Source organism: Paenibacillus nasutitermitis, from assembly GCF_014641075.1.
Taxonomy (GTDB): domain Bacteria; phylum Bacillota; class Bacilli; order Paenibacillales; family Paenibacillaceae; genus Paenibacillus_Z; species Paenibacillus_Z nasutitermitis.
Genome location: NZ_BMHP01000002.1, coordinates 1,470,004 through 1,483,906 on the forward strand (window position 1 = coordinate 1,470,004; position 13,903 = coordinate 1,483,906).

Here is a 13,903-nt window from a genome sequence, read left to right on the forward strand (position 1 = left end):
GTTAGAGCCGCGCAGCGCCAGTTTTTTTTGCGTTTAAGATTTAAAGAGCCGTTTAACCTGCAGCGCCGTAAGGTTCTAGGAGGCCGCCAGCTTGTTGGAAGCGTACGCTTCCTGATAGACTTCCAGATAACGCTTCAGGTTCATGCTCTCGATCGTGGATATATATTTATCCCATTGTCCGTCAATATCCGCATTGCCCGTAATAAACCGGGCTTCCATTTCACTGACATAGTCATACAGCGTCTTGGACAAATCGGCAATCTCTTCCGTTTGATCGGTGGTGAAGAACAGCGTTGGCAGTACCATCTTGGCATCGACGCGGTAAGGCTCGTATTTTTCTTTGGTCTCCTTATACAGCATCGTACCCAAAGGATTTTCCGGATCGGCCACTTCGCCAAGGCGCAGGGAATTCGGACGATAGTTCGGGCCGGTTTGCGACCAGTGTTTGTTCTGCGTTACGCCAAAGCTCGACATATCCTTGTATACCGCTTTCTCGCCGTTCAGCCCGATTTCGTCGTCCTTGGCCCATCTCCAGTCCACATCGGGCTCGCCGATATCGAGGCGGAGTGTCATTTCGCGGTCATACAGGGCATCCGCCAGCCGGAAAGCCGCTTCCGGATTTTTGCAGGCCGAGGTGATCACGAATGCGCCGCCTGCCACCTGGTAAGGATCATACTGGGTAATCTGTACACCGTCTGGTCCTTTAAGCGGCGGTACAGCTACATAATCCAGCCATCTCCCGCTTGCGCCGTTCAACTGCGTCACGGCGCTCATGTTAGGACCAGAGGCAGCGCCGAGAATGACCGTTCCCGGGTTCTCGCCCAGCTGCACCAGTTGGGTCGCATCCTGCGTCAGAGCCTGCGGATCCATCAATCCGTCCGCATACAGCTTGTGCAAATATTTCATGCCTTCCTTCCAGCCTTCCTTATTATAAGGAACATCTACTTTATCTTCGGTATTGATATAGATTCGCGAATAAGGCGCATACGTGAAGGCATTCATCAGGAAATTCTCCACGCTCGTCGTCAAGCTGGAAGTTTGGTTCGGAAGCGGCGCTCCCGAGAACGGAATCTCATCGGCAATTCCGTTGCCGTTGGGATCCTGCGTTTTGAAGGCTTTGAGCACGTTATAGAATTCCTCGGTGGTCGTCGGCATCTTCAGCTTCAGCTTGTCCAGCCAAGGCTGATAGATCCACATTTTCTGCCTCATGGAGCAATGGTAGCATTCGTTTGGAGCAGGCAAAGCGTAAATTTTGCCGTCTGTGGTCGTGATCGAGCTTTCGACAAGCGGGCTTTCCTTGAACATTTTTTTTGTATTAATCCCGTATTTTTCAATGTAATCGTTGAGCGGAAGGAATACTTCCTGCTGGCCGTACAGCACCTGCTGCTCATTGGTGACGCCCATGCTCATAATGACATCCGGCAGATCGCCGCTTGCGAGCGTCAGATTCAGTTTCTCGGAGACCGAGCTTGCGGGAACAACTTCCCATTCAATATGAATATTTGTTTTCTCTTCCAGATATTTCGTAAATTCGTTGGTGGCAAAATCCTCGACCGCCGCATTGGCGCCGGTCATGATGCGAAGGGTTGTTTTTTCGGCGGTAATGGGAAACTGATCGGCGGCCGTTACGGCGGAGCCTCCTGCTCCGTTACCGCCGCCGCTTTCTGAACCGCTGCTGTTATTGCCGGAATTGCTGCAAGCGCCAACAATATTTGCCATAATGGTCAAACATAAAGCCATTCCAAGGATTGTTTTCTTCTTCAAACCATCCGCCCCCATTATCCTTTTAATGAACCAACCATAACGCCTTTGACAAAATACTTTTGCACAAACGGGTAAAGCACGAGCAGTGGTATCGATGAAATGACGATCAGCGAATACTTCAGCAGTACACGCATCGCTTCCCTGCGCGCCGCATCCTCCGGATCTCCGGAGAGCATCCCCGAATCGACATCATTGCTGATCAGAATGTCCTTGAGCACCAGCTGCAAGGGATAAAGCGATTGATGCTTCAAATAAATCATGGCGTTGAAATACTGGTTCCAATTCGCAGCCGCATAATACAAGGCTATAACGGCAATGATGGGACCGGAAATCCGCAGGACGATCTTCCAGAGAAATTTAAAGTCGCTGCAGCCGTCCAGCTGCGCAGCCTCCAGCAGCTCATCGGGAACCGTCATTTGAAAATAGGTCCTGGTGATAATAACATTCCAGACCGACATGGCGCTCGGAATAACCATCGCCCAGATCGAGTCCAGCATGCCGAGCTGCTTGACGACCAGATAGGTTGGAATCAACCCTCCTGTAAACATTGTCGTGAACATGAACAGGATCATAAAGAGGTTCTTACCGTAGAAATCCTTGCGCGACAGAGGATAAGCCGCGAGAATCGTGACTATCACATTCACCAGCGTCCCGATTACTGTATAGATAATGGAATTCCGCAGCCCCGTCCATACCTGGCTGTACTGCGCCACCGCGGAATAGCCGTCCAGCGTGGGCCGGACTGGCCACAGCCATACCTCGCCGGAGATGACTGCCGACGAATCGCTGAACGAAGCGCTAACGATAAAAATCAGCGGATACAAAATGATTAGAAACAACAGAGTCAACACAGTATAGTTTACGACCGTAAACCATTTGTCCGGAATAGACTCATGACGAAATGAGTTGTTCATACGATCGCTCCTTTACCATAGGCTGGTCTGCTTTGTTTTTTGTGCGATTTTATTGACGGTTAACAGCAGTATTAAGTTAATGATGGACTTGAACAGCCCGATTGCCGTGGAATAGGAATAGTTTGCCACCTGGGAAGACAATCCGACCTTATAAACATAGGTATCGATAATTTCCGCCGCGGTCAGGTTGACGGGATTCTGCAGAAGCAGCACCTTCTCAAAACCGACATCCAGCACATGACCGGTATTCAAAATCAACAGGATGATCGCGATCGGCATAATGCCCGGCAAATCGACATGCCACATCCGCTTCAGCTTTGTGGCGCCGTCCACGACAGCCGCTTCATGCTGGGCGGGATCGATGCCGGATAACGCCGCCAGAAAAATAATACAGTTGAAGCCGATATGCTGCCAGATATCCGACCAGACGAAGATCGACTTGAACATGGAGGCTTCTCCCATGAAGTTAATCGCCGGAAATCCCAGGGCAGTGATGAACCTGTTCACGATCCCCGTGCGCGGGTCGAGCAGCTCCTTAATAATGCCCACCATCACGACGATAGACACAAAATGAGGCGCATAGGTGACCATCTGAATCGTCTTTTTGTATAATCCGCCCCGGATATAGTTGAGACAGAGCGCCAGCACAATGGGAAAAGGAAAGCTCGCCAGCAAATTATAAAAGCTGAGCAGCAGCGTATTCTTCAGGATACGCCAGAAATCATAGGAATGGATAAAACGGTCAAAATGCTTCAAACCCACCCAATCGCTTCCCCAGATCCCTTTGACGACCGAATAATTTTTGAAGGCAATTTGCGCCCCGTACATCGGTACGTATTTGAAGATAATCAAATAGACGAAAGGAATGGCCATCAATACATATAATTGCCAGCTGCGCAGCAGCTTCTTGCGGATGGATCGTTTCGCCCCCTTCTTGAGAGGCATTGCCAGGACTTGCTTATTCATCGGTACACTCACTCATTCTCACCTCCACGCTCACCTGAGATGAGCATAAGCAGATGACCGATCCCCGTAAATGGGAACTCTCTCGCGGGCTTTGCATCTGTTAAGAAAAGGACCGTGCAGTTGTCAGAATCATGTGCATCCGTTAAGAAAAAGCCGTGAAAACGCCTGAATTTCCTGACGATCAAAAAATAAAACCCCCGGAGGGTAAGCCGCAGCTTATTGATCCCCAGGGGTCCTATGGAAGGTCAGGTTACGATGCCGATGTCTTGGCCGACAGCTCCGTATCCCGATAGGTCGTGGCACTGACGCCGGTTCCGCGCTTGAATGCCCGGCTGAAGGTGTTGGTAGAATGATAGCCTACCTGAAGGGCGATATCGCCAATCGCCTGACTGGTTTGCGTAAGCAGATCCTTCGCCCGTTCCATCCTCAGATTCTCCAGATATTCCGAGAAATTCGTACCCGTCTGCTCCTTGAAAAATTGCGATAAATACACCTTCGAGGTGTTCATCTGATCCGCCACGCTGTCCAGGTTGAGATTAGGCTCGCTATAACGCTGGCCGAGCAGCTCGATAATGGATTCGACAAGGCGCACGTTGCGGCTTTTCTTCTTCTGGTCAATCTCCTGGCAGATACCCTTGAATTTGTCCATCACCAGCCGGTAGACAAGTGCAGGCTTGTCTGAGGAATACAGCTGCTGGAACAGCATTTTCACATCTCCCTGATTATACAATAGCAGCTGATCCTGCACCTTCACCAAGCTGCCAAGCACTTCGCACAGAAAAAGCTGCTGCATGGCAAATGACAGATGCCGTTCCAGAAAATTCTCCCGGTGCAGCATGGAAAGGAGCTTGTCCACCTCAGCCGTCTCTCCGGCTTTTACATAATTGATGAGACGGGTTTCGACTTCGCCAGGGAAATAGAAACCGCTGCTCTCGTTTGGCAGCTCATCATACCAAACAAGTCCTCCCCCATGTTCCAGGTTCGTATAATACAGGGATTGCCTGGCTTCTTCATAAGAACTTGACACATCAAGCAGGGAGTCGCTGAAACTGCCCACCGCAACAGCCGGTATGATAGGAAGCTTCGCGCGGACGTCTTCCTGGACCTTGCGCACAATGTCTTCAATGGTGGATTTGAACGACTCTCTCTCCTCCACGGGATTCACAAACAGCACGGCTATCTTATCCTCCGCAACATCATGCAAATAACCGTATTGGCCTAAGCGGGCTCTGAGAATTTCCTTAATGATGACCCTGCTGACATCCAGCTTGTGCAAGAGATCGGCATTCAAGTCGGTTTCCATTCCCGGAAAATGAACAATTCCGATAGCGTAACCCCGGCCGCTAATCTCCATCCGCTGATGCCGCAGCAGAGAATTGATTTCATTCATGGTCAGAAACTCGCCTTTGAGCAGGCGTTCAAAGAACGTCTCCCATAACAAAGGAGCCTGCTTCTCGATTTCCCCCTGCAGCTCCAGATTGTTGTCGATTAGCCTGGAAACGGAATTGTGGATAAAGCCGTACATATCGCCAGGCCGATTATTCTCCGCTCCGAAACGCTCGGAAATCGTTTTGACGATCCCAAGCAGCGGTCTGCTGCTGCGGTAAGCAAACAAATAAGCCAGCAGAAGGCCAGCGAACAGAAAAGCAAACACGATGGCAAAGGTGATTTTTTTGATATACAGCACCTTCTGCAGCACGACATGGGGCGGCTGCGCGACCACATAGGACCAATCATTATAGGTTGAATTCGTATAGGTTATCAGCATGTTGTCCGTTTTGTCGGATGCATTGATAATGCCCCTGGACAGCTTATAATCAATTGCCTCCGTCCGAGGCCTCTTCCCGTCTGCCGATACAAAGCTGATGACCTGGCCCTTATTATTGACGATGGAAGCCCAGCCCCCGTCGGACAGATTAAGTCCGCCAAGCAGTGACTGCACCTGGCGGTTATCCACCAGGATGGCCAATGCGCCCTGAATATGCCCGGGGTATCCCAGACTCTGCACGTAAGTCAGCATGGAATAGGATTTTCCCTGGTAAGTTACATCCTCCGCAGGCTGGAACGTCTGTGCGTGGAAGGTGCCGAACATTTCGCTGCGCCACGTCTCATAATCCTTATCCGTATAGGTGAACGCGCTGCGATAAAACCGCGGAAGCTGATAGGTCGTCTTGGGTGATAGGGCCAGATCACTGTTCTTGAAGAGCAGGAAATAATCCAACACAAAGTTATTGGATACGTTATAGGTGTATAATCGCTTCTGCGTTTCCATCACCTTAAAGGTCGTGCTTCCGTCGAATGGATCGGTTACACGCTGGAACCCTTTCACCTGCGGATCGCTGAGCACCTGCATGGCAATCGTATTGATTTCCGATAAGCGCCGGTCCATCGTATCCTTCACCTGATCCAGCAGTTCCAGATTGTTTCGGGTTACCTCATTTTTCATTGCATCATAAGTCTTATTGTACAGGAGCAGCCCCAGCAGCAAGGCCAGCAGCATGAATAATAAATAAGGAATCAGCAGGCGGACAAACAACCGATGGCGCTTCAAACTGCCACGAATAGGAAATCCCCTCATGAATATCCCCCCTATGTTCATGGTTGAATGTTGAACGATCTTAGGTGTCTTATAGGGAATTAACCATTCCGTTTCATGTCAGTATTCATGATATCAAAACCCGGTTAACACAAGATTACACCAAATGGATAGTAGATCTAGCCGTTTGGGCTTTCGTTCTGTACAAAACATTAACATTAAAGCGCTTTCCGTGTAAAGGTTGACTCCTGAAAGTATGATTGGCATAAAATCGCTTATAAGAAGCAACGAATGTCGTGGCCCCGCTGCGGGTGGCTGCATCCCGGTGTTTTTCCGGTTGATGGGAAAACTAATAATGAGGATATACTAAGGCTGACACTCCGCCTGGTTTGACAAACTAAACGTCTTTCTCCCCTCAGGGGATTTTTTTTTGCTCCTGTTGACATCAGGGTCTTAATGTGAGATTATTCACCTAACGAACGTTAGGTAGGTGGTTAATATGAGTAAAATCGAGATCCAAAAAGCGGCCCTCTCCCATTTTGCCCGCAGCGGCTATGAAGGGGCTTCCCTGAGCCAAATCGCAGATGAAGTCGGGATCAAGAAGCCTTCCATTTATGCGCATTTTAAAGGCAAGGATGATCTGTTCCTGCATGTCATCGGGGATGTATTCCAAACGGTACAGCGCGGCATACTTGAATATTTCAAAGCCCATCAAGACGAACCGCCGGAAAAAATCCTGAAAGGACTGTTTACCTGGATTTTGGAAGAATACGGATTGAACGATGCGGCCAAATGTTTGCTGCGGATGATCTATTTCCCCCCTGACAAGCTGTATCAGGAGCTGGCGGACATTGCAAATCCCTTTATTGACGGCTTGCAGCGCGCACTGATCAAATATTTAAAGAAATTGCATCATGTCGGTGCCTTTGTTTGCGCAGATTATGAGGAAGCGGCCATTGCTTATCTTACGCTTGTGGACGGGGTAATCGTGGAATTGATCTACGGCGGCCCCGAACGCTACAACAAACGGGTTGAGGCGGCTTGGCTTATTTATTGGCGGGGAGTGACTTCCTGCCTGGAAGGAGCTTGACATCTATGAATCGCTATTGGCTTTATGTCATTTTATCCGGCTTGCTTGAGATTGTCTGGGTGTCGGGCCTGAAACATTCCGATACGGCCTTGGAATGGGTCGGAACGGGCATAGCTATTGCAATCAGTTTCCTGGCCATCGTCCTATCCAGCAGCAAGCTGCCGGTAGGAACCGTTTACGCCGTATTCGCCGGTCTTGGAACGGGCGGATCTGTCATTGTGGAGATGCTGTTGTTCGGCGAACCGTTTAAAATCTCCAAAATCATCCTTGTTGCGGTCCTGCTGGCGGGTGTAATCGGATTGAAAGCCGTCACAGGCGAAAAAACCAGGGAGGAGGCTGTATAATGGCTTGGGGAGCAATTGTATTGGCGGGAGTCATGGAAATCTTCGGAGTCATTAATATTAAACGGCTGACGATGAAGAAATGGGATGCCTTATTCTATTTAATTCTTTCTTTCGGCATCAGCTTCACGCTGTTGTCTTATGCGATGAAAACCATCCCGATGGGAACGGCATATGCCGTGTGGACAGGACTCGGTACCGTTGGCGCCACCCTGCTCGGGATGTTCATGTACGGGGAACCCAAAGAATGGCGCAGGCTTCTTTTTATCGCCATGATTCTGGGATCGGCTGTCGGCTTGAAGCTGGTTTCGTGAAGCTGTTCCATTACGAACAAACGTTCAAAAAAGAAGGCGAACTGCTCCGGGAGCAGCCCGCCTTCTTTAATTATGAGTAATTTTTAATTCCCGGGAAATAATGAACGGCTTAAGCGCTTTGCGATTGCTTGGCCGTAACAGCCGGTTTGACATCTTTATGCACATTTACGCGTCTGATAAACAAGGCCAGAACAAGACCAATAAGAGCAACCGTCATGCCAAAAATAAAGGCGTTCTGTATGCCTGCTGTCAATGCTTCGGATTTCATTGCCGGATCGGCGGGATTGGCCGCCGACTTCATAAACTTCACCTGGCCTGCGGTCATGATGCTCACGGCAAGCGCCGTGCCGATCGCTCCGGCAACTTGCTGGAGCGTGTTCATGATCGCTGTCCCATCGGGATAAAAATGCCGGGGCAGCTGATTGAGGCCATTCGTCTGAGCCGGCATGAATACCATGGCGATTCCAATCATTAGACAGGAATGAAGAGTGATGATCAAAGCTGTAGTCGATGCCGTGGTAATGCCGGAGCAGAACCATAGCACAACCGATACAATAACAAGTCCAGGTATGACCAGCCATCTCGGACCATATTTATCAAATAAATGCCCCATGACCGGAGACAGCACGCCGTTGATAATTCCGCCTGGCAGCAGGATCAAACCAGTTGTTAAAGCGGTCATCTTCATACCCTGCTGCAAATACATGGGAAGGATCAGCATCGAGGACAGAATGACCATCATGCAAATAAAGACCATCAGAACGCCGACAGTAAACATCGGATATTTGAACGCACGCAGATTGATCATTGGCTGTTTCATTGAAAACTGGCGAAGCGCGAACAGCAGGAGCGCTATGACTCCAATCGCAATTGCGACAATGACCTTGGTTGAGCCCCAGGCTCCTTCTCCCTCTCCTGCACTGCTGAAACCGAACACGATTCCACCGAAGCCGAGCGAGGAAAATAAAATCGATGCGATATCGAATTTTGGTTTTGTAATCGTCGACACATTCTGCATATACAGGATACCGCAGGCGAGTGCGATCACCAGGAATGGCAGCGACAGCCAGAAAATCCAATGCCAGCTCAGATTCTCGATCAAGAGGCCGGCAAAGGTCGGGCCGATTGCCGGTGCGAACATGATGACCAGGCCAATGATGCCCATTGCCGCTCCCCGTTTCTCGACGGGAAAAATAACCAGGATGGTATTAAACATTAGAGGGAGCAGCAGTCCTGTTCCGATTGCCTGGATAACCCTGGCAGCCAGCAGCATCTCAAAGCTGCCTGCAAGCGCAGCGACAAGCGTCCCCAGAATGGAGAAACTCAGTGAAGCAACAAATAGCTGCCTGGTGGTGAACCATTGCAGCAGCATGCCCGAAACCGGGACCAGAATTCCAAGTGTAAGCAGATAGCCTGTCGTAAGCCACTGCACAGTAGCGGCAGAGATATCGAGCAGCTGCATCAAATCGGTAAGAGCGACATTAAGGGCCGTTTCACTGAATAAGCCGATAAACCCGCTGATCAACAGCGAAACCATAATCGGTATGATTCTAAAGGTCTGGCCAGGTTCGGTCTTGACTGAACCTGTTGGTATACTTGCTTCCACGTTTCTCATTCTCCTATTCATTCTCTCTGTTTTTATCACTTTTTATTTGCCACGCGATTCCAACTCTTCCTTGACGATAAAAGGAATATGCCTGTATGCCGCCATAAGCGGCGTCTTGTCTTTGTTCGTCTGGGCAAGGATAAGCGCTCCCTCCAGCAGGGAGATGATGACCATGGCCGTCTCCAATGCGCTGCTTCGCTGCATCCCCGCCCGAACCAATTGCCCGGCAACAAACGATTGCCAATTCGTTAACACATCCTGACAAGCGGACCGCAGACGATTGCTGATGCATGAAGTTTCCACGGATAACCAGAAGCTGAAAGGCATGAAACCTTCAAAGTCCGTCATTACCGCTTCGTCTGTTATATCCTGAATAAAAGCCTGAATGGATTTGACAGGGTCCTCACATCCGGAAAAATGCACCCGCCATTTCCCGATTACAACCTCCTTTACCAAAGAAATGCACTCCAGAGCGAGCTCCTCCTTCCCTTCGGGGAAATAATAATAGAGGGAGCCTTTGGGACATACGCTCTCTTTAATAATCTGATTCAAACCCGTTGCATGATAGCCTTGTTTAAAAAACAGCCGGGAGGCTGTCTCCAGTATGCTTTCACGTGAATTTTGTTTGATGGCCATCGGATTACCCCCAAAAATTATAACGAACGGTCTATTTAAATTTAACGGAGCTGCAATCCTCGTGTCAACCTTTTTTATGTCCCTGCTTTATAGTGCCAGAACGTGAATTATCCGCTATAATTCGGTTACAAGCCTATGCGCCGGCGGGAGAGGATGAACCATCATGGAGCAGGATGAAGTGAGGAAGGAGCTGCCTTTCCGGTCGCTTTTTGAAAGTCTGACCTATATCGGTATCGTCTCCAAACAGTCCTGGGATGTGAAGAAACATGAACATGATCATTTTGAGCTTTGTTATGTGGATGAGGGGGAAGGCTGGTTTGCCATCGATAATTTCCTGTACGAGGTGGAAGCGGGAGATTTGTTTCTGACAAAGCCAGGCGAGCGGCATCAAGGCGCGGCCAACGGCCGGCTGCCATACCGGCTTTATTACCTCGGTTTTCAGATCGACGGACTCCGCTCGCTTGAGCTGGATTATATCGAATTGGGCGCGGTTCGGGTCGTCAAGGACGAATCCGGATCGGTTAAACGTATTTGCGATCTGATTTTTGAAGAAATCAACCGCCAGCATATCCATGCCAATGTCATTGTGCAAGGTTATTTTCTGCAAATGCTTGTCTGTGTCATTCGCACCTACCAGAAAAACGGATCCCCGGACAACCATCCCAAACTCGTGACGCCCGCCATTAAAGCGCTGCTTTCCCATCTGCATGAGTTTGTCCGGTTTCATCACGATGTGCGCGAGCTCGCCGGGATGGTCCACTTGAGCCGAACCCATCTCGAACGGGAATTCAAACGCTGCATGGGTGTGCCGCTTGGATATTATATCCGTTCGCTTTGCCTGGACCGCGCCAAATATTGGCTGGGGGAATCCAATGATTCCGTCACGCTCATTGCCGAGCGTCTGGACTTTGGCGGCATCCATCATTTCAGCCTGTTCTTCAAACGGCTTACAGGCCTCTCCCCGCTTTCCTACCGGCAGCAGGCCAGGCAGCCCAAACGGACCGACAACGCAAATGACGAAAAACGTTAAATAGAAGGAGATATCTCATAAAGACCCGTCCGCCTCCAACCTTTAAACTGTACCTGAGTAAGCATAATCGCTTAAGAAGGAGACAGCTGACATGAACGATAATCAACTTTTGCCTCAAGCCGCAGATCAGGACTTTTTTGAAGAAAACGGGTATTGGATTTCGCCGAAAATCATTGATGATAGCAGGCTGCAACAACTTAGAGAGCATATGGAGCAGGTGCACAGCGGTATTTTTGAGAGCGGTCACCCACCCTTCGCCGGCTATTGGAAGCCTGAGGACGGCAATGGACTGCGCAAGACCGACAACTCCCATTGGGCCGACCCTGTCCTGCGCGGACTTGCAACCGACCCGCTGATCGGACAGATTGCCGCCCTTCTGATGAAGGCGGATTCGATCCGGTTGTGGCATGATCAGCTGCTTTACAAGCCGGGCCGGCCCCGCGTCGGGCAGCGTAACTCCGCCAATGTGGGCTGGCATCAGGATTACTCTTACTGGCGCGCCGCCGCAGAGCCTTCGCTTATTACAGCTTGGGTAGCCTTTGACGATGTGGATTTGTCCAATGGCTGTATGCAGGTCGTTCCCCGCAGCAGCAAGTGGGGGCTCGTAAATGTCAATGACTTCTTCGAGCAGGATTTGACGAAACAGGAGAAGCAGATCCATCTGCCCGAGGGCGAGAAATTCCGTACCGTTCCGTTGATCATGAAAGCGGGACAGGTCAGCTTCCATCATGCCTTGACGATCCACGGCAGCGGCCCCAATACCACCGACATGCCCCGTCGATCCCTGGCGGTGCATCTGATGACGGGCGAAACGCGCTATAAGGCAGGAACAAAAGGCGACAACCATATGAATGTGGCGATTCTGGGCGGCAAAGACGGCGATTTGTTCGCCGGCGCTCCATTTCCCGTTCTGTACGGAGAATAACGAATCCGCACGCCTACCAGCCATGTCAGGGACTTCCCCGGCATGGCTGGTTGCCTTTATGCGGGAATCCCGGTAGGTTCACTATCTTCCAGAGGCGTCATCCGTACCGCAGACAGTTGTCTACGAGATAAGTGTACAATCAATCGCTTCCTGTGGGACATAGGATATACAGAAACCGAACTTACCTTGAAGGGAGCTTGAAACCATGTCTAATAATCATGTAAATCCCTGCGAGGACAAATGTTGTCCTCCACTGCCCGCTATTTTTGATCCTCCGCAATATATTGTTAACGATTATTTCCACCCGCAAGTACAGCCTATTGTTCACCAAATCGAAGTCATTAATCAGCATCACTGCGTCCCTGTACCCGAACATCTGTACACGTATAAGGAAAAAGATATTATGTGCAACGTATCCAGCAAACGCAAATCCACGAAAACCAGCAGCAAAAAACGCAGCAGATAACCAGGCATTGCCAGAAACCTGCCAGCTTGCTGATTGTCTGCCAAACGGCCAAAAAAGCCTCCGGACCGCCTTACGGGCGGTTGGGAGGCTTTTCGCGCGCAACCGGGTGCCTTTCTATCAAACATTCCCGGAATAGAGGTATCGTTGCCCGGAATTTCCGCGAAACCCGCTGCAATCATTTGGTGAGAGCGATTCCCTAATAGGGCGTTTGACTTTGCTTCTTTTCCCTGCTCTAATGAAAGAACATACGAATGACAAGGAGGCGCATCGATGCTGCTTTTTTTGGACAACCGGGGAATTACCGATCCTGCGGTTAATTTGGCTCTTGAGGAATATGCCCTGCGCAATTTACCCATGGACAACAGCTATTTGCTTTTCTACATCAATGAGCCTTCAATTATTATAGGCAAGAATCAGAATACCATAGAGGAAATCAACGCGGATTATGTCCGCGACCAAGGCATTCATGTCGTAAGGCGGCTGTCCGGAGGAGGTGCTGTTTATCATGACCTCGGCAATCTCAATTACAGCTTCATCACTAAAGACGACGGCAGCTCATTTCATAATTTCACCAAGTTCACCCAGCCTGTCATTGACGCGCTGCACAAGCTTGGCGTTAAAGCCGCCCTCACCGGACGCAATGATATTCAGATCGGGGAACGAAAAATCTCGGGGAATGCCCAATTTGCCGCAAAGGGGAGATTGTTCACCCACGGCACGCTGCTGTTTGATTCCGCCATGGAGAATGTAGCATCCGCTTTGCGTGTCAAATCCATTAAAATCGAATCCAAAGGAACCAAATCGGTCCGCGGCAGGGTCGCCAATATTTCCGAGTTTCTGAGTCAGCCGATGACAACCGCACAGTTCCGCGCCGCTCTCCTGCGCGAGCTGTTTCAATGCGAACCCGAAGAGGTGCCGGAATACCGCTTCAGCGACGAGGACTGGGAGGCCGCCATGCGGCTGGCGGACGAGCGTTACCGCAGCTGGGATTGGAACTATGGCCGGTCCCCCAAGTCCAATATTCAGAACATCCGTAAATTTGCTTCCGGCATCATTGATGTCCGCCTGGATGTGGAAGAAGGCCGGATAAATGGCATCAAGATCTTCGGCGATTTTTTCGGCGCCTATGATGTTGCGGAGATCGAGCAGCTGCTCGCCGGCGTTCCGTATGAAGAGACTGCGATCCGCCAAGCGCTTGCTTCTGTTGATATTAGCCGTTATTTCGGTCCCTTGTCGATAGACGAATGGATGGGTCTGCTGCTGCCGCGCGACTAAATGAAGACGGGGGCGATGAAACCTCTAACCCGGTAAATAC

At 50.2% G+C, this 13,903-nt stretch carries 13 protein-coding genes; 7 read left to right on the top strand and 6 right to left on the bottom strand.

What is annotated here, in order from left to right; all coding sequences use genetic code 11:
• Window positions 1-75: 75 nt before the first annotated feature.
• From IEY46_RS16875 to IEY46_RS16890, 4 genes are all read right to left on the bottom strand, one after another.
• Window positions 76-1,764 (bottom strand): ABC transporter substrate-binding protein, encoded by a 1,689-nt coding sequence (locus tag IEY46_RS16875; RefSeq protein ID WP_188993117.1) that lies wholly within the window; start codon window positions 1,762-1,764, stop codon window positions 76-78.
• Window positions 1,765-1,778: 14 nt separating this feature from the next.
• Complete coding sequence (locus IEY46_RS16880) at window positions 1,779-2,678, bottom strand: carbohydrate ABC transporter permease (protein WP_188993118.1); 900 nt, start codon at window positions 2,676-2,678, stop codon at window positions 1,779-1,781.
• A 12-nt stretch (window positions 2,679-2,690) separates the two neighbouring features.
• Entirely contained in the window at window positions 2,691-3,656 is a 966-nt protein-coding gene (locus tag IEY46_RS16885; RefSeq protein WP_229750333.1) for an ABC transporter permease, read from the bottom strand.
• 238 nt (window positions 3,657-3,894) lie between these two features.
• Window positions 3,895-6,222 carry an AraC family transcriptional regulator gene (locus IEY46_RS16890; RefSeq protein WP_188993119.1) on the bottom strand — a complete coding sequence of 776 codons (2,328 nt, stop codon included), beginning with the start codon at window positions 6,220-6,222 and terminating at the stop codon, window positions 3,895-3,897.
• Window positions 6,223-6,679: 457 nt separating this feature from the next.
• On the opposite strand from IEY46_RS16890, the gene IEY46_RS16895 reads away from it, so the two are divergent.
• The 3 genes from IEY46_RS16895 to IEY46_RS16905 are packed head-to-tail and all read left to right on the top strand — an operon-like array spanning window position 6,680 to window position 7,925.
• Window positions 6,680-7,270, top strand: a complete 591-nt coding sequence (locus IEY46_RS16895) for a TetR/AcrR family transcriptional regulator (protein WP_188993120.1) — start codon at window positions 6,680-6,682, stop codon at window positions 7,268-7,270.
• A gap of 5 nt (window positions 7,271-7,275) precedes the next feature.
• A complete protein-coding gene (locus IEY46_RS16900) occupies window positions 7,276-7,614 on the top strand; it encodes a DMT family transporter (protein WP_188993121.1) in 339 nt (112 codons plus the stop codon).
• Window positions 7,614-7,925: a DMT family transporter gene (locus IEY46_RS16905; protein ID WP_188993122.1), complete on the top strand. Its 312-nt coding sequence runs from the start codon at window positions 7,614-7,616 to the stop codon at window positions 7,923-7,925. Before IEY46_RS16900 ends, IEY46_RS16905 begins: the two co-directional genes overlap by 1 nt.
• Window positions 7,926-8,034: 109 nt before the next feature.
• On the opposite strand, the gene IEY46_RS16910 is transcribed toward IEY46_RS16905, so the two are convergent.
• Window positions 8,035-9,462, bottom strand: a complete 1,428-nt coding sequence (locus tag IEY46_RS16910) for a DHA2 family efflux MFS transporter permease subunit (RefSeq protein WP_229750393.1) — start codon at window positions 9,460-9,462, stop codon at window positions 8,035-8,037.
• 111 nt (window positions 9,463-9,573) lie between these two features.
• Window positions 9,574-10,167: a TetR/AcrR family transcriptional regulator gene (locus IEY46_RS16915; protein WP_188993124.1), complete on the bottom strand. Its 594-nt coding sequence runs from the start codon at window positions 10,165-10,167 to the stop codon at window positions 9,574-9,576.
• A 163-nt stretch (window positions 10,168-10,330) separates the two neighbouring features.
• Between IEY46_RS16915 and IEY46_RS16920 the strand changes: the two genes are divergently transcribed.
• The 4 genes from IEY46_RS16920 to lplA all read left to right on the top strand — a co-directional run bounded on the left by IEY46_RS16920 (window position 10,331) and on the right by lplA (window position 13,863).
• Window positions 10,331-11,197 carry an AraC family transcriptional regulator gene (locus tag IEY46_RS16920; RefSeq protein ID WP_188993125.1) on the top strand — a complete coding sequence of 289 codons (867 nt, stop codon included), beginning with the start codon at window positions 10,331-10,333 and terminating at the stop codon, window positions 11,195-11,197.
• Window positions 11,198-11,288: 91 nt separating this feature from the next.
• Window positions 11,289-12,122, top strand: coding sequence for a phytanoyl-CoA dioxygenase family protein (locus tag IEY46_RS16925; RefSeq protein WP_188993126.1), 834 nt, complete (start codon window positions 11,289-11,291; stop codon window positions 12,120-12,122).
• 205 nt (window positions 12,123-12,327) lie between these two features.
• Complete coding sequence (locus tag IEY46_RS16930) at window positions 12,328-12,588, top strand: hypothetical protein (RefSeq protein WP_188993127.1); 261 nt, start codon at window positions 12,328-12,330, stop codon at window positions 12,586-12,588.
• A gap of 273 nt (window positions 12,589-12,861) precedes the next feature.
• Entirely contained in the window at window positions 12,862-13,863 is a 1,002-nt protein-coding gene (lplA, locus tag IEY46_RS16935; protein ID WP_188993949.1) for a lipoate--protein ligase, read from the top strand.
• The last annotated feature ends 40 nt before the right edge of the window (window positions 13,864-13,903 follow it).

Coding starts and splice junctions, on each gene's coding strand:
- IEY46_RS16880 (WP_188993118.1), bottom strand. CDS start 2,678: ATGAACAACTCATTTCGTCATGAGTCTATTCCGGACAAATGGTTTACG.
- IEY46_RS16890 (WP_188993119.1), bottom strand. CDS start 6,222: ATGAGGGGATTTCCTATTCGTGGCAGTTTGAAGCGCCATCGGTTGTTT.
- IEY46_RS16895 (WP_188993120.1), top strand. CDS start 6,680: ATGAGTAAAATCGAGATCCAAAAAGCGGCCCTCTCCCATTTTGCCCGC.
- IEY46_RS16900 (WP_188993121.1), top strand. CDS start 7,276: ATGAATCGCTATTGGCTTTATGTCATTTTATCCGGCTTGCTTGAGATT.
- IEY46_RS16905 (WP_188993122.1), top strand. CDS start 7,614: ATGGCTTGGGGAGCAATTGTATTGGCGGGAGTCATGGAAATCTTCGGA.
- IEY46_RS16910 (WP_229750393.1), bottom strand. CDS start 9,462: ATGGTTTCGCTGTTGATCAGCGGGTTTATCGGCTTATTCAGTGAAACG.
- IEY46_RS16915 (WP_188993124.1), bottom strand. CDS start 10,167: ATGGCCATCAAACAAAATTCACGTGAAAGCATACTGGAGACAGCCTCC.
- IEY46_RS16920 (WP_188993125.1), top strand. CDS start 10,331: ATGGAGCAGGATGAAGTGAGGAAGGAGCTGCCTTTCCGGTCGCTTTTT.
- IEY46_RS16925 (WP_188993126.1), top strand. CDS start 11,289: ATGAACGATAATCAACTTTTGCCTCAAGCCGCAGATCAGGACTTTTTT.
- IEY46_RS16930 (WP_188993127.1), top strand. CDS start 12,328: ATGTCTAATAATCATGTAAATCCCTGCGAGGACAAATGTTGTCCTCCA.